Origin of the sequence: Pseudomonas wadenswilerensis, assembly GCF_900497695.1 — a bacterium.
Classification (GTDB): domain Bacteria; phylum Pseudomonadota; class Gammaproteobacteria; order Pseudomonadales; family Pseudomonadaceae; genus Aquipseudomonas; species Aquipseudomonas wadenswilerensis.
The window spans coordinates 79,880-98,794 of the sequence record NZ_UIDD01000013.1 but is presented as its reverse complement, the minus strand read 5'-3'; the positions used below and the strand labels follow the sequence as shown (position 1 = coordinate 98,794).

14 protein-coding genes and 1 pseudogene are annotated in these 18,915 nt (G+C 63.1%); 8 read left to right on the top strand and 7 right to left on the bottom strand.

The window, feature by feature from the left end:
- Positions 1-30 precede the first annotated feature (30 nt).
- Both CCOS864_RS27805 and arsJ read left to right on the top strand, forming a co-directional pair.
- On the top strand, positions 31-1,035 hold the full coding sequence (locus CCOS864_RS27805) for an ArsJ-associated glyceraldehyde-3-phosphate dehydrogenase (protein ID WP_115089603.1): 1,005 nt from the start codon (positions 31-33) through the stop codon (positions 1,033-1,035).
- 9 nt (positions 1,036-1,044) lie between these two features.
- Entirely contained in the window at positions 1,045-2,277 is a 1,233-nt protein-coding gene (arsJ, locus tag CCOS864_RS27800; protein ID WP_115089602.1) for an organoarsenical effux MFS transporter ArsJ, read from the top strand.
- Between the two features lie 803 nt (positions 2,278-3,080).
- Here arsJ and CCOS864_RS27790 read toward each other — a convergent pair.
- The 6 genes and pseudogenes from CCOS864_RS27790 to CCOS864_RS27765 all read right to left on the bottom strand — a co-directional run bounded on the left by CCOS864_RS27790 (position 3,081) and on the right by CCOS864_RS27765 (position 9,316).
- Positions 3,081-4,211: an MFS transporter gene (locus CCOS864_RS27790; protein ID WP_115089601.1), complete on the bottom strand. Its 1,131-nt coding sequence runs from the start codon at positions 4,209-4,211 to the stop codon at positions 3,081-3,083.
- A 341-nt stretch (positions 4,212-4,552) separates the two neighbouring features.
- Positions 4,553-4,729, bottom strand: a pseudogene (locus tag CCOS864_RS27785) (RraA family protein); the annotation flags it as partial.
- A gap of 209 nt (positions 4,730-4,938) precedes the next feature.
- The gene (locus CCOS864_RS27780; RefSeq protein WP_115089600.1) at positions 4,939-6,405 is read right to left on the bottom strand and encodes a glycosyl hydrolase family 18 protein; all 1,467 of its coding nucleotides are present in this window, start codon (positions 6,403-6,405) and stop codon (positions 4,939-4,941) included.
- Positions 6,406-6,535: 130 nt separating this feature from the next.
- Complete coding sequence (locus tag CCOS864_RS27775; protein WP_115089599.1) at positions 6,536-7,396, bottom strand: CAP domain-containing protein; 861 nt, start codon at positions 7,394-7,396, stop codon at positions 6,536-6,538.
- Between the two features lie 162 nt (positions 7,397-7,558).
- Complete coding sequence (locus CCOS864_RS27770; protein WP_115089598.1) at positions 7,559-8,458, bottom strand: proline iminopeptidase-family hydrolase; 900 nt, start codon at positions 8,456-8,458, stop codon at positions 7,559-7,561.
- Positions 8,459-8,554: 96 nt separating this feature from the next.
- Positions 8,555-9,316 carry a LuxR family transcriptional regulator gene (locus tag CCOS864_RS27765; RefSeq protein WP_115089597.1) on the bottom strand — a complete coding sequence of 254 codons (762 nt, stop codon included), beginning with the start codon at positions 9,314-9,316 and terminating at the stop codon, positions 8,555-8,557.
- Positions 9,317-9,490: 174 nt separating this feature from the next.
- Here CCOS864_RS27765 and CCOS864_RS27760 point away from each other — a divergent pair, with 174 nt between their 5' ends.
- Genes CCOS864_RS27760 through CCOS864_RS27735 form a run of 6 tightly spaced genes read left to right on the top strand, consistent with a single transcriptional unit; the run spans position 9,491 to position 15,719 of the window.
- Positions 9,491-10,381 carry a proline iminopeptidase-family hydrolase gene (locus CCOS864_RS27760; protein ID WP_115089596.1) on the top strand — a complete coding sequence of 297 codons (891 nt, stop codon included), beginning with the start codon at positions 9,491-9,493 and terminating at the stop codon, positions 10,379-10,381.
- Positions 10,382-10,384: 3 nt separating this feature from the next.
- A complete protein-coding gene (locus tag CCOS864_RS27755) occupies positions 10,385-11,332 on the top strand; it encodes an ABC transporter permease (protein ID WP_115089595.1) in 948 nt (315 codons plus the stop codon).
- Positions 11,329-12,189, top strand: a complete 861-nt coding sequence (locus CCOS864_RS27750; RefSeq protein ID WP_115089594.1) for an ABC transporter permease — start codon at positions 11,329-11,331, stop codon at positions 12,187-12,189. Before CCOS864_RS27755 ends, CCOS864_RS27750 begins: the two co-directional genes overlap by 4 nt.
- Positions 12,186-13,172 (top strand): ABC transporter ATP-binding protein, encoded by a 987-nt coding sequence (locus CCOS864_RS27745; RefSeq protein WP_115089593.1) that lies wholly within the window; start codon positions 12,186-12,188, stop codon positions 13,170-13,172. Before CCOS864_RS27750 ends, CCOS864_RS27745 begins: the two co-directional genes overlap by 4 nt.
- On the top strand, positions 13,169-14,143 hold the full coding sequence (locus CCOS864_RS27740; RefSeq protein WP_115089592.1) for an ABC transporter ATP-binding protein: 975 nt from the start codon (positions 13,169-13,171) through the stop codon (positions 14,141-14,143). Before CCOS864_RS27745 ends, CCOS864_RS27740 begins: the two co-directional genes overlap by 4 nt.
- A gap of 34 nt (positions 14,144-14,177) precedes the next feature.
- On the top strand, positions 14,178-15,719 hold the full coding sequence (locus tag CCOS864_RS27735) for an ABC transporter substrate-binding protein (RefSeq protein WP_115089591.1): 1,542 nt from the start codon (positions 14,178-14,180) through the stop codon (positions 15,717-15,719).
- Positions 15,720-15,940: 221 nt separating this feature from the next.
- Here CCOS864_RS27735 and CCOS864_RS27725 read toward each other — a convergent pair whose 3' ends face one another.
- Positions 15,941-18,778: an AMP-binding protein gene (locus CCOS864_RS27725; RefSeq protein WP_167458923.1), complete on the bottom strand. Its 2,838-nt coding sequence runs from the start codon at positions 18,776-18,778 to the stop codon at positions 15,941-15,943.
- Positions 18,779-18,915: the final 137 nt, after the last annotated feature.

The following is an 18,915-nucleotide window of genomic DNA, read 5'->3' as shown; positions in this document are numbered from 1 at the left end:
GCTCGCGAACCGCGACTCGAGAACAAGAAAATGGCAATCAAAGTAGGCATCAATGGGTTTGGACGTATCGGTCGCTTGGCGCTGCGCGCGTCCTGGGACTGGCCGGAATTCGAATTCGTACAGATCAATGACCCGGCCGGGGACGCTGAGACCCACGCCCACCTGATCAACTTCGACTCGATCCACGGACGCTGGCACCGCGAAGCAGGTGCAGAAGGCGACTCGGTGGTGATCGATGGCAAACACATCAAGGTCACAGCGAACAAGACCATCGCCGACACCGACTGGTCGGGCTGCGACCTGGTCATCGAGGCCAGCGGCAAGATGAAGTCGGTAGCCGTGCTCCAGGCCTACCTGGATCAGGGCGTCAAACGCGTGGTGGTCTGTGCCCCGGTGAAGGAAAAAGGCGCACTGAACGTGGTGATGGGCGTAAACCAGCACCTGTTCGACCCGGCCCAGCACCGCATTGTCACCGCCGCTTCCTGCACCACCAACTGCCTGGCTCCGGTGGTCAAAGTGATTCACGAGAACCTGGGCATCCGCCACGGCTCGATCACCACCATCCACGACCTGACCAATACCCAGAGCATCCTCGATACCCCGCACAAGGACCTGCGCCGCGCCCGTGCCTCAGGCATGAGCCTGATCCCGACCACCACCGGTTCGGCCACAGCGATCGCCGAGATCTTCCCCGAACTGCGCGGCAAGCTGAATGGTCACGCCGTGCGCGTACCGCTGGCCAACGCCTCGCTGACCGACTGCGTGTTCGAGGTGGCGCGTGAAACCACGGCTGAAGAGGTCAACTTGCTGCTGAAGGCGGCTGCCGAAGGCCCGCTGAAGGACATCCTGGGTTACGAAGAACGCCCACTGGTGTCCATCGACTACCGCACCGATCCGCGGTCTTCGATCATCGATGCGCTGTCGACCCTGGTGGTCAACGGCACCCAGGTGAAGATCTACGCCTGGTACGACAACGAGTGGGGCTACGCCAATCGTGCAGCGGAGCTGGCCCGACTGGTCGGCACGGCGGAGTAAACGGCGATCATGAAGGCGTTGTCAGCCCTGTCTACGGAAGTGCGTCAGTACCTGCTGGTTACCGGCAATTACTGGGCCTTCACCCTCACCGACGGCGCGTTGCGCATGTTGGTGGTTTTGCACTTCCATACACTTGGCTACACGCCGCTGCAGATCGCAGCGCTGTTCCTGTTTTACGAAATTTTCGGCGTGATCACCAACCTGGTGGGCGGCTACCTCGGCGCCCGCCTGGGTCTCAATCGCACCATGAACATCGGCCTGGGCATGCAGGTCCTGGCCTTGCTGATGCTCACGGTACCGGCGGCCTGGCTGACGGTACCTTGGGTGATGGGAGCCCAAGCGTTGTCCGGCATCGCCAAGGACCTCAACAAGATGAGTGCCAAGAGCTCGATCAAGCTCCTGGTTCCGGATAGCCAGCAAGGTACCCTCTACAAGTGGGTGGCCATCCTCACAGGCTCGAAAAACGCGCTCAAAGGGGTGGGCTTTTTCCTTGGCGGTGCGCTGCTTGCGCTGCTCGGCTTCACCATGGCGGTACTGGCGATGGCGGCGGCGCTGGCATTGATCTGGATAGGCAGCTTGCTGCTGCTGAAAAAGGACCTGGGCAAGGCCAAAGCCAAACCGAAATTCCGCGACATACTGTCCAAGAGCCGGGCAATCAACACTCTCTCGGCCGCACGCCTGTTTCTCTTCGGTGCCCGTGACGTCTGGTTCGTCGTAGCGCTGCCGGTGTACCTGAGCAGCGTATTTGGCTGGGACTTCTGGCTGGTCGGTGGCTTTCTTGCCGCCTGGATCATCGGCTATGGCATCGTGCAGTCTTTTGCCCCCAGCATCACCGGCAAGCAGCGTGGCCATGTGCCAGACGGCCGAGCATCCTTCACCTGGGCTATCGCGCTGGCCGGACTGCCCGCACTCATTGCTCTGGGGCTGAGCGCAGGCTGGTCGGGTCAGGTGGTATTGCTTGGTGGGCTGATGCTGTTCGGCGTGCTGTTTGCCGTGAATTCATCGCTGCACAGCTACCTGATCGTTAGCTATGCCAAGGAAGACGGGGTCTCACTGGACGTGGGCTTCTACTACATGTCCAACGCTCTGGGACGACTGCTCGGCACCCTGCTTTCCGGCTGGGTGTTCCAAACTTATGGCCTGGAGGCTTGCTTGTGGGTATCGAGCGGTTTTGTATTGGCTGCCGCTCTCATCTCAATCGCCTTGCCCAGGCACGGCGACACCACACAGCAGCCAAGCTGACCAGCGACCATCAGGCGGAAGCTCTCGTACCTCCGCCTTTACAAGCAATTGCTCAATCTCAGCGACAGTACTGCGGGCTCTACGGGTAACCCCTACCAAAATCGCCGACACCGAACCCGCCCACTCGCCATAGCCCACCAGCCATAGTCTGTGTTCGTTCACAGCGCGAGCCCCCTCGACGGCCACTCGCCCTTCCTCGGTAATCATCCGAAGGCTGGCTAGGTGCCCTAAAGCCGGTTTAAATCTGGTGCACCAGATCACCGCATCGACTGCCGTCTCCGAACCATCGGCACAGACCACACTGTTGTCCACGGAATAACTCGGCAACAGGATACGCGGGAATATGGGGGTCGCACCAGGTGCCCGTGTCACTGACCACGGCTTTGGCATCCCATTGCCCCTGCCCCCTGCTATCTGATCAAGGCAGTATAGGATTCAACCAATTGGGGAGCCCATTCCCTGCTGCGGAACAGTCAAATCAGCTCCAACCTCCAGCGGCTGCTATCGGCCAGAAGCGGACATTTGATGCGCCCAATAATGAGAGCGCGAGTTAGATAACAGTCTTTGGCGGGCCGTAGGCGGCCATTCAACTCCCGGGCTGAAGATCTGACCCATGCTCCTGCGAAGCGGGCACTTATGCCTGCTTTTACGCAAAATTTACGGAAGACCGAGGTTGAGCATAGGATACTGCACGGCTCTCATTTCGTAGGCTATGCTCGATGGGTATGGCTGTTGCGCCGTGGCAGGTGCGCGCGTGCTGCTCAAGACGCGTTATCGCTCATCGTGATTTGCTCTGTTTTTGCTCAGCCCGGCCAAGCGCGGGAACGTTGCAAAGACCTCAATACCAGGCCTACCAGAACCACGTTGATCACCGCCAAGCTGCACAGCGTGACGAGCACACCTGTAGCGCCAAAGTGCTGCATCAAATAGCCACCGGCCAGGGGCGTCAGCGCTTGGCCGATCAGCGACGGGCGCGACATCTTGCCCATCAGCGCCACATACTGCGAAGCCGGCATCAACACCAGCGGCAGCAAGCCCCGGACGATCGCCCGTAATCCGTTGCCAAGGCCGTACAGCAGCAAGCCGACTGCCGTAGCGCCAGGCGCAAAGGCCACCATCAGCATCCCGAGGGCGACCAGCACCGCCGACACCAGCGCAGTCCAGATCGGATGCCGCTTACCTGCGATCATTTGCAAAACACGCGAAGCTACCTGGCTGGGGCCGAGCAGCGACGACAGCGCAATCGCCGCCGCCAACGAGTAGCCAAGGCCCTGCAGCACCGCCACCAGTTGCACCGAGATCGCCGTCATGATGATCGCGCCCAACGCGAAGATCCAGATCAACAGCACGTACAGATGCCGGTCAACCGGCTGGCTGCTTTGCTCTGTGGTGCCTTTGACTTGGCGCAGCCTGCCACCCCTTGGCAACACCTTCAGATAGAGCGGTGTCGCCAGTACCAACAGCAGCGCATAAGCCACGCAAGTGGCACGCCAGCCCACGTGCTCGATGGCCAATGCAACCAGCGGCCAGGCCAGGGTCGTGGCGAAACCCGAGATCAACGTGATGCCGATGATGGCCCTGCCAGCGCGTTCCGCGTACAGCGCGCCAAGGGTGGAGAACAGGGCTTCATAGAGCCCCGCCGCCATGCCGATACCTATCACGGCCCAGGCCAGCAGGAACACTGGCAGGGTTTCGCTGACGGCAACGATCAACAACCCCAGCGCGACGATCAGGCCACTGCAGGCCAATTGCACGCGGCCGCCATAACGTGCCACCAGACGGCTCGAGATGGGCGCTAGCAGCGCCGAGATCATCAGGCTCAACGACAATGCGCCATAGACCCACTGACTGCCCCAGCCGGTGTCGCGCATGATCGGGTCACCCATGACCGCCAGTAGAAAGAACGAACCGCCCCAGATCAGAATCTGCAGCATGCCCAGGCAAAAAATGCCCGAGGCTCCGGGAAGACGAGCTTCAGCGTGCACGGTAAACCTTCAACAAATCGATCGATTCGCAGGCATGGCCGGCGAAGGAAACCTCTGCCGCTTTGACCGTCGACAGGGTGTATAGAGGGAAAGGCGCATAGCGCGTGCCTATCTTAGAGCGGCGTAGCAACCCCTGCTAAACAATGTGGGCATAACAGCTATGCCTGCTGGCGCAGCTTTTGGGCACATCGGCGCTGGCGCCGGACGCACAAAAAACGGCAAGTGCCACGTTCAGTTAGCTGAACGCCTCACTTGCCGCCTTCGTTTAGCGCGGGTCAGCAGAACAATGCTTATGCCTTGCGTTGCAGGGTGTGATAACCCAGCTCTTCACGGGCTTGTCTGAGAGTGCGGCCCTGGCTGATCAAGGCGCGGATATCCGCTTCGATCGCTTCGATCTGGCGCGCCACCTGAGCAACCTCTTGGGCACGCGCGCGCGGCACCACGACCACACCATTGGCGTCGGCCAACCACCAAGTCGATAACCCCTACTCGCCGACTGGTGCCGGCGAGGGTGAAAGTCTTCCTGGACATGCTTGAGGAAAACCTCATGGAGATGCAGGCCGAAGCATCGGCCGTACCTTCTTTTGCTGCGTATTGAAGGCCGAGAAACGCAGTCCTGGTATAGGGCAGAGGGGAAATGAAAGCCCGGCATTTCAGCCGGGCTTTGCAAAGCGCTCTAAGCGCGCCGCTTGATTGCGACCTTCGACCAAAGGGTAAAGGCGACGGGTGGTGTCCAGCCTGCGTTTGAAGTGTGCTCTTGCAGGCACACGTAATGATTACCTTCGTACGTCACGCCATCTTCCTTGCGATAAAGATGGTTCAACTGCCACTCGGGGAACTCTGGATCAGGGATGTCTCCAGCAGTTCGAACGCTCAGGCTCTTGCTCGGAAGCGACTCATTACCCTGAGAGTCTGTTGCCGTGACAAAGTAGCTGTACTGAGTGTTCGGCGTTAGGCCTGAGTCCTTCAGCGTTAAAACTGCCACCTGGCCTATCGCAGCCCCATTTCGGTATAGCGTGTATGTCTCGATTGGACGAGGGCCGCTTGAAGCCCCCCAACTCAAGGTCATGCTGATCTCGGTTACGTCCCTGGCGGACAGGTTCGCGGGCGCCGTTGGCCGATCACCATGCTCCGACCCGCCGTGAATCAACGGGGAGTAACGATCGTAGAACTCCCAGTTGTAGGGAACATTGTCCTTGGTAATGCCATCGTCCCAGTTGATAGACCAGGTCATCAGCCCTTTGATGGAATGGCCGGCAGCGTCGAGACGCTTGAATGCATTTACAACTGCAGCAGGATCGATCACATAGCCAGTGGCCGCAGCGTCATTATTGGCCGGTAAGCCAATGACGAATTTATCTGCGGGGATGGCAATGTAGTCCCGAGTGCCAGTCACCAGGCTTTCGGTCAGGTAGTAGAGGAAATCCTCTTTCATCTGATCATTGTTCTGTGCAATCCAGGCACCTTGCCCACCGTTGGCCTCCTGCACCCAGATCCCATCGCCACCTTGGTTGTAGTACTGAGGCGCGATGAAGTCGTAGTACCCCTCAAGGGCCTGAATGTAGCCAACGTACTTGCCGCCAACTCTGAGGTAGGGAAACTCAGGCGCCATGCTGATGATGAAATGTTTCCCTTCGCCCTTGTAGTGATCCTTCACCAGTTTCAAGGCCGCCGGCAGCACCGTCTTGTTGTCAGCAAAATCAATGGCGCTTTGCTCCAGGTCGATATCCAACCCATCAAAACCGTAGACTTCAACCAAGCGAATGATTTCATTCGCCAGTGGCTGCTCATCCCCCTTGTGCAACTCAATGTGAGCGTCGGCGCCGCCCAATGAGATCAGTACAGCCCGTCCCTGGCTGTTCAGCACACCTACCTGACGGCGAAACTCATCGTCGGAGAGGTTGTAAGGTTTGAAGGTAGGAATACCTTGGCCTTTCATGAACGCTACAGCAACAACGTTGTAGTCCTTGGGTACATCCACTAAATTCAGATTGGCAAACTGCCCACCTTGATAGCCATCACTATGGCCGGCTGGCCAGTTATGCCAGAAACCCATGAGGATTTTTTTATTGGCAATACTAGGCATCAATGATGCTGAATCATTTACGTTGGACTTCACCGATGAAAAGTCAATATCAGTCATTGTTCTATTCCTTCAGAACTGTATATAGATTGGTTCATTCCTTTGATCAATTGATCTCCTCCCTAGAGGAGAACTTTCAGGCTAGCGCAAGGTTTTGGATTGTCCACCATAAAAAGGGGCTCGCCCTCCCTCAAGGCGCGCCGAACAGCATCGTCCAATACACGCCCTCATCGCTACGCGAGTTCGCAGCATAGGCCGCGCCCACTTGGGTAAACATCGGGTTCATCAGATTGGCGCAATGCCCGGGGCTGGCCAGCCAGCCTGCCATCGCCTTGCTCGGTGAGCCCTGCCCTGCGGCGATATTCTCGCCGATCTGACGGCCACGGTAGCCGGCATCCCACGCCCGGTCTGCCGGCAAGTCGCCGTTGGGGGCACGATGCGCGAAATAATTCCCGTTGGCCATCGCCCGGCTGTGTCTCTGCGCCGCCGTCCCCAAGGCAGTATTCCAAGTCAACGGACGTGCTGCGGCGAAGCGCTGGCGACCACACTGGCGCGGCTTCGCCCGTGCTGCGTTGACCTGCGCCAGCAACGCGTTGCTCGCAGATCGCCCGTCGCCAAGCTGAGCATCGAGCAAGGGGCGCGCCAGCACCACCCGCCACTCGCTGCGGGCGCGACTGACGCCGATATCGGCAAATTGGTTATCGAGCAGGGCTGCGCAGTAGTCGCTCTGGAGCATGTCAAAGGCCTCCTCGGCATCTTGCGCGCCGACCAGGCGGATGGTTCGCACCGTCACCGCCTGATAGCCGGCAGCCTTCAACCTTTCCCGCAAACCACCGCTATAGCCGATCGGCAACGCCAGGTTCGACTTCAACGCCAGCGGCGTCGAGCCCCGAACCACGCGCCTCTCGCAGCGCTGGGGCTGGGCGCGGTAGTCGTTGATGGCCTCCACCAGTTGCCTCTCCCCGCTGGCATGGGCGGGGCTGGCAAGCAGGGGGAACAAAGGAATGAGGCAGAGCGAGACAAAGCGGGAGCAGCGGACGGCTTGGCGCATGGGGCGAACGGCTCTGATGGGATGACAGCGGTAATGCCGAAAAAATGGCTCGGCTAAGACTGCGATCCTCAACACAAGGTTCACGAGCAAACGGTACAAATTTAATGCCGGCTGGCGCGATCGCCAACCGCCTGGACACTGGCATGGTGCGCGTCGCGAACGCTACAGGCTCTCGTCGAGGAACTTGACCACGGTACCCATGCAGGCCACCCGCTCCTCCACATGGGGCATGTGGCTGGAGTTCTCGAACAATGCCCAGCGGATGCCCGGGATCAGGTCCAAGTACGGCTTGACCACCAGCGGCGTGGCTTCGTCATAGTGTCCTGATATCAGCAGGCTCGGCACGTTGATCTGCGGCAGGCGGTCGACGATGCTCCAGTCCTTGGTGCTGCCGATGATGTGGAACTCGTTGGGTCCGGTCATGGCGTGGTACACGGTCGGGTCGGCATCGACCTGGGCGAAGGTGCGGGCCACCTCGTCCGGCCAGGGGTTCAGGCGGCACACGTGACGATCGTAGAACACCCGGGTGGCGGCAATGTAGTCGGCGGCGGTGTAGTCGCCCACGGCTTCATGGCGCAGCAGTGTGGCCTGCACGTCCTTGGGCAGCTTCTCGCGCAGGCGGTTGGCCTCCCTGACCCAGGTGCGCATGTCTGCCGGCGAGTTGGCGATCACCAGGCAACGCAGGCCCGCCGGGCGCTGCACCGCGTGCTCGCTGGCCAGCATGCCACCCCAGGACTGGCCCAGCAGGGCGTAGCGGTCGCTGATACCCAGGTGCTCGAGCAGGTTGTCGAGCTCTTCCATGAACAGCTTCACCGTCCAGAACGACGACGGCATCTGCGGCAGGTGGGTCGAACGGCCATTGCCCAGCTGGTCATAGTGGATGACCGGGTAGCCACCGGCCGCGACATCCTTGTAGGCATCGACATAATCGTAGGTGCAGCCCGGCCCGCCATGCAGGATGACCAGCGGGGTGCGACCACCATCCAGGTCACCCGTGACGCGGTACCAGGTCTGATAGTCGCCGAACGGGGCAAAACCTTCATGCGATTTGATGAGTTCCATTTCATCCGGCTCCGTGCGAATCGTGAAGCACACAATATCGCTACGCACGACGAGGCATAACTAGAGAGTTCTCTAGGTTTTCGGATTTTTTACCACTCAATTGTCGAGCAGACGGTAGTGCACCGCCCGGGCGACCGCCTGGACCCGGTTCTTCGCCCCCAGCTTGTGCATGGCCGAGGTCAGGTGCAGGGAGACCGTGGCCAGCGAGCGGGTGAGCATCTCGGCGATCTGCGCTGCGGTCAGGCCTTCGGCAGCCCAGCGCAGGCACTCGAGCTCACGGCGGGTCAGGCGGATGGCGCGGCTGGCGGCCTCCTTGCCCAGCAGGGGATAGGCGGCCTCCTGCAAGGCATGGGCGATCAGGCTGAAGTCGGCGAGGTGTTCCCGGGCATCGTCCAGGTCACGCTGACTGGCCTGGGGACGCAGGCCGGTCAGGGTCGCCAGCCCGCCGCGCGGCAGGTGGATGGGCACGGTGACGCCGCAGGCCAGTTGCGCATCGAGCAGGTAACCGACCACCGGCGCATGGCGGCGATCGATCAGGCGCTGCAGGACCGTCTCGCCCTTGGGCAGGTAGGACCAGGCGAACGGCGCGATGGAGGAAACGGCCAGTTGCTGCACCGGGTCGATCTGGTAGAAGCCATCGGAGCACCACAGGTCCTGCCAATCCCTCGGGGTCTGGCGCAGCCTGACCACGGCGGGGGTGATCAATTCGCCGAGGTGATCCAGCGGCACCGGGCTGTAGTCGTACACGAGGGCATCGAAGCCCAGTTGCGCCGCCAGCTCGGCGACGCTGTCCATCTGTTCGTCCAGATTACTGTCCGACGCCAGACGGGTATGGAGATCAGCCAGCTTGGCCTGCATTCCTTACACTCCCTGTGTATACCCTGTTGGATTTCCATCTTGAAGTCCGCCGAGTAGAATGCCACGGCTCGGCGCGGGACTGCCAGACAAAACCTATAAGAAATACTAGCTTGTAGGCGGCGCACTCTCCTGTGCAGGGTATAGCTGTAAGCCATGGCCAACAGGAGAGTAGCGATGTGGCGTGAGATGCAACCTGACCAGCAGTTCAACGTATCGGTCGATGGCCACAATCTCGTGGTGTACAGCTTTGGCGAAGGGGACGAGGTACTGCTGTGCCTCAACGGCGGGCCGGGCCTGCCCTGCGACTACCTTCGCGATGCCCATGCCTGGCTCAGGGACAAGGGCATCCGCGTGGTCGCCTTCGACCAGTTGGGGACCGGCGCCTCCGACCGCCCCGACGACGACAGCCTGTGGAACATCACCCGCTACGTGGCCGAGGTCGAGCAGGTCCGCCAGGCCCTGGACCTGGGTCGCGTGCATATGCTGGGGCACTCCTGGGGCGGCTGGCTGGCGATCGAATACGCCATCCACCATCCGCAGTCGCTGAAAAGCCTCATTCTGGAAAACACCGTCGGCGACATCCCGCACCTGATCAGCGAGCTGGAACGCCTGCGCAGTGCCCTGGGCAGCGAAACCGTGGCGATGATGCAGCGCTACGAGGCCCAGGGGAACCTCGATCATCCCCAGTACCAGGCAGCCATCACCCTGCTCAACTACCGTCACGTGTGCCGCCTCGACGAGTGGCCGGCGCCGGTCAAACGCTCGCTGGGCGACTGGAACATGGGCCCCTACACCACCATGCAGGGGCCCAACGAATTCCTCTATATCGGCAACCTCAAGGACTGGAACCGCCTGGAGCAAATGCGCGAGTTCCAAATGCCGGTCCTGATCACCACCGGCCAGCACGACGAACTGTCCCCCGCCTGCGCCCTGCGCATGAAACTGGCACTGCATGACCAGGCCGAGCTGCACGTGTTCCCCAACAGCAGTCACATGCCGTTCTACGAAGAGCCGCAAGCCTACTTCCCGGTGTTGCTGGATTTCCTGCAGCGCAACCGGGGCTGATCGATGAACCTGGCACGCTACCGGTTCGTCCTGATCCGTCCGTTGCAGCTGCTGCCGGTGCTGCTGGGTATCAGCATCATCACCTTCGTGCTGGTCCGTTCGATTCCGGGCGATCCGGCGCGGGTGCTGCTGGGTGCGCGCAGCACTCCGGATGCGATTCAGAAGATCCGCGCCCAGTTTGGCCTGGACGAGCCGATCTGGGTGCAGTACCTGTACTTCCTGAAGAACCTGCTCAACGGCGACCTGGGCAAATCGCTGCTGTACAAGATCGACGCCCTGCCCCTGATCGCCAGCCGCATCGAGCCCACCCTGATGCTGGTGCTCGGCAGCGTGCTGCTGGCGCTGCTCATCGCCGTGCCGCTAGCCATTCTCGCCGCCCGCAACAAGGGCGGCTGGACCGACAACCTGATCCGCCTGTTCACCACCGCCGGCCTGGGCCTGCCGGCCTTCTGGCTGGGCCTGATGCTGATCCTGCTGTTCAGCGTGCACTGGGGGCTGTTCCCGGTGTCCGGTTATGGCCGGACCTGGGCCGACAAGATGCATCACCTGGTGCTGCCCTGCCTGACCATCGCCCTGGCGCTCTCGGCGGTACTGGTGCGCAACCTGCGGGCCAGCATCCTGCTGGAGATGCAGGCCGACCACGTCACCGCGGCCCGCGCCCGCGGCCTTGGCGAAGGCGCGCTGCTGCGGCGGCACATCTTGCCCAACTCCATGGTGCCGACGATCAACCTGCTGGCGGTCAACATCGGCTGGCTGATCAGCGGCACCGTGGTGATCGAAAGCCTGTTCTCCCTGCCCGGCATCGGCCAGTTGCTGGTGCGCGGCATCTTCACCCGCGACTACATGGTGGTCCAGGGCGTGGCCATGGTGCTGGCCTGTGCCACGGTGGCGGTGAACTTCATCGCCGACGTGGCGACCACCGCCCTCGATCCGCGGGTGAAGATCCAATGAGCCACAGTCCCAGCCCCACGCTTTCCCTCCGCTGGCGCCTGGGCTGGAACCTGCGCAACGGTCGCCTGACCCTGTACTGCGGCCTCGCCATCGTCCTCGGCTGGTGCCTGCTGGCGCTGTGCGCACCATGGATCGCCCCGTTCGACCCGCTGATGCAGAACGGCGAGCTGCGCCTGGCCGCCCCCAGCCTGGCGCACCCCTTCGGCACCGACAATTTCGGCCGCGACGTGCTGTCGCGGGTGATCTGGGGCGCGCGCACCGACTTGCAGATGGCCCTGATCGGGGTGATCTTCCCGTTCCTGCTGGGCACCTGCATCGGCGCCATTTCCGGCTACATCGGCGGCTTGCTGGACAACGCCTGCATGCGCCTGATCGACATCGTCCTGGCCTTCCCCTTCCTGGTGCTGATGCTGGCGATCATGGCCATTCTCGGCCCGGGCCTTGGCAGCTTCTATATCGCCATGGCCCTGGTCGGCTGGGTGTCCTATGCACGGCTGATCCGCTCACAGATCCTCGTGCTCAAGGAAAGCGACTTCGCCCTGGCCGCCAGGAGCCTGGGCTTCAGCCACCGGCGCACGCTGTTCGGCCACCTGCTGCCCAATGCCCTGTTCGGCTCGGTTGTGTTCTGCATGTCGGACGCGGTGCTGGTGCTGCTCAACGGCGCCGCCGTCAGCTACCTGGGCCTTGGCGTGCAGCCACCGACCCCGGAGTGGGGCTCGATGGTGGCCGAGGGCCAGAGCTTCATCACCAGCGCCTGGTGGATCTGCACCTTCCCCGGCCTGGCCGTGGTGACCCTGGCCATGGGCTTCAGCCTGCTGGCCGATGGCGTCGCCGAACGCCTTGGAGACCGCTCATGAGCACACCGCTGCTGCAGGTCCGGGAGCTGAGCGTGATCGCCCGCAACGGCCCGCGCGAGATCACCCTGGTCGAGCGCCTGTCTTTCGACCTTGGCCAGGGCGAGATCCTCGGTCTGGTGGGCGAAAGCGGCTCGGGCAAGACCCTGGCCTGCCGTGCCCTCATGCGCCTGCTGCCCTCGCCGAACCTGCGGATCGAGGGCAAGTCCGTGCACCTGGCGGGCCACGACCTGCTGCAACTGGACGAGGCCGGCATGCGCCGCCTACGCGGACGCGAGCTGGGCATGATCTTCCAGAACCCCAGCAGCCACCTGGACCCGTTGATGCGTATCGGCGAGCAGATCGCCGAGGGCATCCGCCTGCACCAGGGCGCCTCGCGCCGCGAGGCTCGGGCCGAGGCCATCGAAGTGCTGCGCCAGGTCGGCATTCCCGATCCGAAAGCCCGGGTGGACAACTACCCTCACGAGTTTTCCGGCGGCATGCGCCAGCGGGCGATGATCGCCGTGGCCCTGGGCTGCAACCCGAAAGTGCTGATCGCCGACGAGCCGACCACGGCCCTGGATGTCACCGTGCAGGCGCAGATCCTGCGCCTGCTGCTGGAGCTGCGTGACCGTCGCGGCTTGTCGATGATCCTGATCAGCCACGACCTGGGGGTGGTGGCGCAGACCTGCGACAGCATCGCCGTGATGTACGCCGGACGTCTCTGCGAGCACGGCGCCAAGCACCAGTTGCTGGCCCATCCACGCCATCCGTACAGTGCCGGGCTGCTGGCCTGCCACCCCGCGGCGCAACGCCAGGTGCGGCTGATGACTACCATTGCCGGGCAACCGCCCCTGCTCGATGCCCTGCCCCCGGGCTGTCGCTTCGAGCCGCGCTGCGCCCAGGCCCTGCCGCTATGCCGGGAGCAGTTGCCGGAGCTGCGTGAGAGCGGCCCCGGCCACCGCCTGGCCTGCCACACCCCGCTGCTGGCCGCAGGCCTGTCATGACCACGCTGTTGCAGGTCAAGGACCTGCATGTACAGTTTTCCGCCGGCGGCGGCGGCCTGTTCGGCCTGCGCCCGCGCAAAGTCAACGCGGTCAACGGCGCCTCGCTGACCCTCGCCGCCGGCCAGACCCTCGGCCTGGTGGGCGAATCGGGCTGCGGCAAGAGCACCCTGGCCCGGGCCATCCTGCAATTGAACCCGGTCACCGCCGGGCAGGTGCTGTTCGACGGCATCGACATGACCCAGGGCCGCAAGGTCGATATCGCCCGCCTGCGCCGCGAGACTGCGATGATCTTCCAGGACCCGTACAGCGCGCTCAATCCAGGCCAGCGCATCGGCCAGATCCTCGCCGAAGTCCTGCAGGTGCAGCGCAAGGTGCCCGCCGAGCGGATCCCGGCGCGGGTCGACGAACTGCTCGAGCTGGTCGGCCTGCACCCCGGGCTGGCCGCACGCAAGCCCGGCTCGCTCAGCGGCGGCCAGTGCCAACGGGTGGGCATCGCCCGAGCCCTGGCCATCGAGCCGCGGCTGATCGTCGCCGACGAATGCGTCGCCGCCCTGGACGTGTCGATCCAGGGGCAGATCATCAACCTGCTGCTGACGCTGCGCGAACGCATGGGCCTGGCGTTGCTGTTCATCACCCACGACCTGGGCGTGGTGCGCCGGCTGTGCGACCGGGTGGCGGTGATGTACCTGGGGCAGATCGTCGAGGAAGGCCCGGTGGACGAGGTGTTCGACGCGCCCCATCACCCCTACACCGCCGCGCTGATCCAGTCGATCGCCGACATCGACCCGGCCCGCCGCCTGCCAGAACGCCCCCTGGCCGGCGAGCCACCGAGCCCGCTGCACCTGCCGTCGGGTTGCGCCTTCCACCCACGCTGCCCGCAGGCGCGGCCCACCTGCAGCGAAACCGCGCCGCCCAGCCACTCACAGGGTGCCCGGCGCCATGCCTGCATCCATCCGCGACCGCCGTACTGACACAACAACCATGACCATCAAACGGAGCTTGAGCATGAAACCCACAGCATTGAAGCTACTCACCGCCGCCGTCCTGGCCGCCAGCACCCTGGCCACCGGCACAACCCTGGCAGCCGGCGTGCTGACCATCGGCTGTCGTGAGGAGAGCACCACCTTCGACCCGATCAAGAGCGCACAGAACCGCGACAGCTGGGTCTTCGCCAACGTCTACGACGTGCTGATCCGGGTCGACAACAGTGGCACCCGGCTGGTCCCGGGCCTGGCCGAAAGCTGGAAGGTCTCCGACGACGGCCTGACCTACACCTTCAAGATCCGCGAAGCCAAGTTCTCCGATGGCTCGCCACTGAGCGCCGGCGATGCGGCGTTCTCCCTGCTGCGCATCCGCGACAACCCCGGCTCGCTGTGGGCCGACTCCTACAAGATCATCGACAAGGCCGACGCCCCGGACGAGCGCACCCTGGTGGTGACCCTGAAGAGCAAGTCGGTGCCGTTCCTCTCGCAACTGGCCACCGCCAACGTCTCGATCCTGTCGAAAAAGGCCATGGATGCGATCGGCGAAGACGCCTACGCCCAGGAGCCGGTGACCTCCGGTGCCTTCAAGGTCAAGGAGTGGCTGCGCGGTGACCGGGTGATCCTGGAAAAGAACCCGCACTTCTGGGAGGCCGACAAGGTCAGCCTGGATGGCGTCGAGTGGATCTCCATCCCCGACGACAACACCCGCATGCTCAAGGTCCAGGCCGGCGAACTGGACTCGGCGATCTTCGTGCCCTTCTCCCGTGTCGATACCCTGCGCAAGGACCCGAGCCTGACCATTCACATCGACCCGTCGACCCGTGAGGACCACCTGCTGATCAACCACGAGAAGGGGTTGCTGGGCCAGGTCGAGGTGCGCGAGGCTATCGACCTGGCGATCGACAAGAAGGCCCTGGTGGACACCGTGACCTTCGGCCACGGCGACGTGGCCTATTCGTACATTCCCAAGGGCGCGCTCTATCACAACGCCAACAACCTACAACGCCCCTTCGACCCGGCCAAGGCCCGCGAGCTGCTGAAGAAGGCTGGCGCCGAGGGGCTCAAGGTCAACTATGTGGTCAACGCCGGCAACGAGGCCGACGAGCAGATCGCCGTGCTGGTGCAGAAGCAGTTGGCCGATGTCGGCATCACCGCCAACCTGCAGAAGGTCGACCCGACCCAGAGCTGGCAGATGCTGGTCGATGGCGATTACGACCTGTCGGTGATGTACTGGACCAACGACGTGCTGGACCCGGACCAGAAGACCACCTTCGTGCTCGGTCACGACACCAACATGAACTACATGACCCGCTACCACAACGACAAGGTCAAGGACCTGGTGGCCGCGGCCCGGGTGGAGATCGACCCGAGCAAACGCAAGCAGATTTACCAGGCACTACAGAAACAGGCCAAACAGGATGTCCATTGGATCGATCTGTACTACAGCCCCTACATCAATATTTCGCGCAGCAATATCCAGAACTTCCTGCAAAACCCGCTGGGGCGCTTCACCCTGGAAGAGACGGTGAAACTGCAAGCAGGTGAAAAGACCGCGCAAAACTGAAGCCGCCAATGCCGGGGCTTGCAACCGTCACGGTGTTGGCTGTCCGCAGGGTCATCGGACCTGCTCAGGTGGTGGCCAGGGTGGTGGAGTGTGCTATTGCTCGGCACCTGCAGCCGCCCTGGTCAGCTTGTGTCGGTGATGATTGATCCAATCCAGTTTCGCTGTTGACGTGTGCCACGCTATCACCGGCCCTGGACAGACGACGACAGCAAAGTAGTCGCCTATCCAGCGCGCTGGGCGCGTTCCGATTCATCCAGATGCTCTAGCAGCATCGCTATCGTCGTATCCCGCAGCTTGATTGCCGCCGTCCAGTCCGGCCCTTGCGCCAACAGCGGCGAGCAGACGTTGACGTGGATTGCACCGTAACGCGGGAACCACTGACCGTCGCGCAGCACTCTGCGCGTGCCGCGGATTGCGACCGGCAGCAGCGGCACGCCGGTACGCGCGGCGAGCACGAAGGCGCCCATGTGGAACGTTCGCAAGCCCGGCTCGCGGGTGAAGGTTCCCTCGGGAAAGAACACCAGCGGCTGGCCAGCCTCTAGCGCCTCGGCCAGGGGCCCGGTGTCCGCAGCGCTGCGCTGCAGGTCGAAGCGTTCGACGAAGCGGGCACCGAGCTTGCGCAGGAACCGGCCGGCGACCCACTGTCCAGCCAGTTCGCGCTTGGCAACGAAGCTGAATCGCGGCGGCAGGACCGCGCAGAGAATGACACCGTCGAGGTAGCTGGCATGGTTTACGGCCAGTACGCTCGCCCCAGACTCAGGCAGGTGCTCCAGCCCCGTGACGCTGAACGGCACACCCGTCAACCACACGAACAGCCGTGCGGCCGCGCGGGTAAAGCTGCGGCACCAACGCTGGCGCGGCAGGAGCGCGACGCCCAGCCAGGTCAGTGGGGTGACCAGCCAGAACAGCAGCCAGATGTAAGCGGCATATAGCGCCGTGCGGCCTCTCCGCCAACTGCGACTGAAATGCCCGCGTACGGCCTGCAGCACCAGGCGCAGCAACTGGCGCCACACAGCGAGGTGTGGCCGGCCTACTTCACCGCGCTCATACAGTTCACGACTGGCAGCACGGCGAATTTTGCCGCTGGAGGTTTTCAGTACGCTATGCGGCGGTGCCAGCACGATATCGTCGGGCGACACTCCGGTGAGGTCGACCACGATGCGGTTGACCTCCTGCTGCAGGCGTTGCCGCGCGGCAGCTTCCTTCTCGTAGCTTTCGGCCAGCACCACCAGGCGCTCGGTGCCGGTGGCCGGGTCAGGACTGCCGAACACCGCAATGCAGCCTTTGCGCAGACCGGGCAAGTTGCCGACCGCCGCTTCGACATCGTAGGGGTAGATGTTGCGCCCGGCCCGGATGATCAGATCCTTGGCGCGGCCGGTCAGGTAGACCTCACCAGCGGCCATGTAGGCGAAGTCGAGCGAGTCGATCCAGCCATCGCGCAACACCCGGCGGGTCTCTTCGGGGTTACGGTAATAGCCTCCGGTGGTAGATGGCCCACTGAACTGCAGGTGACCTTCGCTGCGCTCGGGGAGTTCGACCCCGCGACCATCGACGATGCGAATCTGATGCCCCGGTAACGGCCGGCCGCTGGAGACAAAGCGCAGCGTTGCGCTGGCGTCCGCTTCGGCGGGCAGTGCAGTGCCACGGGTCTGGAACGCCTCTCGCTGCACCCGGTCGATCAGCGGCCCTCGGTCCAAGGGAGGAAAGGCCACGCCCAACGTGGCCTCGGCCAACCCATAGACAGGCGTCAACGCCGTGGGCGCCAGGCCGTAGCGTACGAAGTGCTCGGTAAAGCGCTGCAAGGTATCCGGGCTGACCGGTTCGGCACCGTTGAAGGCCAGGCGCCAGCTGCTCAGGTTCAGGCCCTCGAGGTCACTGTCAGCGAGTTTGTTCAGACACAGTTCGTAGGCGAAATTGGGCGCCGCCGACAAGGTGCCGCGCATGCTATCGATGGCCCATAGCCAACGCTCCGGCCGTGCCAGGAAAGCCAGCGGTGACATCAGCACCAGGTTGTAGCCGTAATACAGGCTGCCCAGCCAGGCACCGATCAAGCCCATGTCGTGGTACATGGGAAGCCAGCTGACGAACACGTCCTGCGGGCCCACCTTCAGCGCCCTGCCCATGGCGCGCAGATTGGCCAGCAGATTGGCATGGCTGACCATCACGCCCTTGGGCTGGCCAGTGCTACCCGAGGTGTACTGCAGGAAGGCGATGTCACCCGGTTGCCGCAACGGTGTGACGCACTCGCCCCCCTCGCCCATCAACTCGGCCACGCTGGCGATACGGGCCAGGCTCGGGACCTGCGGCCGGAGCAGGCGGGCGAGCAGCTTCGCTTGCGTCACGGTAATCAGCACTTTGGCCTCGGCGTTGTGCAGGATGCCGGCCTGGCGGCGCAGATGATCCTCGATCTGCGACAGGCGCAGCGGTGGGTAGATGGGCACCGGCACCCCACCGGCCAACAGGATGCCGAGAAAACCCTGGAGAAAGTCGCGGCCTGTGGGCAGCATCAGGGCCACGGTCTGACCGGCCCGCAAGCCACTGCGTTGCAGCCCTGCGGCAACGGCCAGGGCGCCCTGGTGCAAGGCGCCATAGCTGATCGCTTCCTGCTGGTCACGTTCACCTAGCAGGCGCACGTGGAGATGCTGCGGCTGATGACGCACATGCCAGTCCAGTACCTCGATCAAGGTCCGCGCGGCGTCCGGCGTCTGCCCTGCTGCTGTCAGGGCTTCGCCAGCGTCGCTGGCGGGCAACGGACGGACGGCCTCGGCGCCATGACGGCTGTGCAGCACGCGCAGTACATCGGCGGGGGTGTCCGCCGAGGCGAACAGGTGTTCTGGTAAGCGCACACCGAATTCGTGCTCGATACGTGACCACAGTTCGACTCGAGCCAGGCTGTCTACGCCCAGGTCCCGGTCCAGCACGCTGTGCAAGGTAACGTGCAACCCTTCTGCCGCTTGCGGGTGCAGCTCGACCACGGTGCGCTGGACAATTTCGAGCAATTTTTCCGCGCCCCCATCGTAATGGGGAACGGCGCGGGGGTCTGGAGGCGGACGAGACATCGGCGGCCCCTCATGACAGGAAACTTTGCGTATAAATCCTTGCCAATTGCCATTATACGCTCGCAGGAAGGGTGGGCCAGGGCTAGGCTCAATACCAGTCGGTTAAGGACGTTGAGACGAACATTGCACCTGTGGCG

Excerpts from the sequence above, each read along its gene's own strand:
- CCOS864_RS27805 (WP_115089603.1), top strand. The coding sequence starts at position 31 with ATGGCAATCAAAGTAGGCATCAATGGGTTTGGACGTATCGGTCGCTTG.
- arsJ (WP_115089602.1), top strand. The coding sequence starts at position 1,045 with ATGAAGGCGTTGTCAGCCCTGTCTACGGAAGTGCGTCAGTACCTGCTG.
- CCOS864_RS27790 (WP_115089601.1), bottom strand. The coding sequence starts at position 4,211 with ATGCTGCAGATTCTGATCTGGGGCGGTTCGTTCTTTCTACTGGCGGTC.
- CCOS864_RS27780 (WP_115089600.1), bottom strand. The coding sequence starts at position 6,405 with ATGACTGATATTGACTTTTCATCGGTGAAGTCCAACGTAAATGATTCA.
- CCOS864_RS27775 (WP_115089599.1), bottom strand. The coding sequence starts at position 7,396 with ATGCGCCAAGCCGTCCGCTGCTCCCGCTTTGTCTCGCTCTGCCTCATT.
- CCOS864_RS27770 (WP_115089598.1), bottom strand. The coding sequence starts at position 8,458 with ATGGAACTCATCAAATCGCATGAAGGTTTTGCCCCGTTCGGCGACTAT.
- CCOS864_RS27765 (WP_115089597.1), bottom strand. The coding sequence starts at position 9,316 with ATGCAGGCCAAGCTGGCTGATCTCCATACCCGTCTGGCGTCGGACAGT.
- CCOS864_RS27760 (WP_115089596.1), top strand. The coding sequence starts at position 9,491 with ATGTGGCGTGAGATGCAACCTGACCAGCAGTTCAACGTATCGGTCGAT.
- CCOS864_RS27755 (WP_115089595.1), top strand. The coding sequence starts at position 10,385 with ATGAACCTGGCACGCTACCGGTTCGTCCTGATCCGTCCGTTGCAGCTG.
- CCOS864_RS27750 (WP_115089594.1), top strand. The coding sequence starts at position 11,329 with ATGAGCCACAGTCCCAGCCCCACGCTTTCCCTCCGCTGGCGCCTGGGC.
- CCOS864_RS27745 (WP_115089593.1), top strand. The coding sequence starts at position 12,186 with ATGAGCACACCGCTGCTGCAGGTCCGGGAGCTGAGCGTGATCGCCCGC.
- CCOS864_RS27740 (WP_115089592.1), top strand. The coding sequence starts at position 13,169 with ATGACCACGCTGTTGCAGGTCAAGGACCTGCATGTACAGTTTTCCGCC.
- CCOS864_RS27735 (WP_115089591.1), top strand. The coding sequence starts at position 14,178 with ATGAAACCCACAGCATTGAAGCTACTCACCGCCGCCGTCCTGGCCGCC.
- CCOS864_RS27725 (WP_167458923.1), bottom strand. The coding sequence starts at position 18,778 with ATGTCTCGTCCGCCTCCAGACCCCCGCGCCGTTCCCCATTACGATGGG.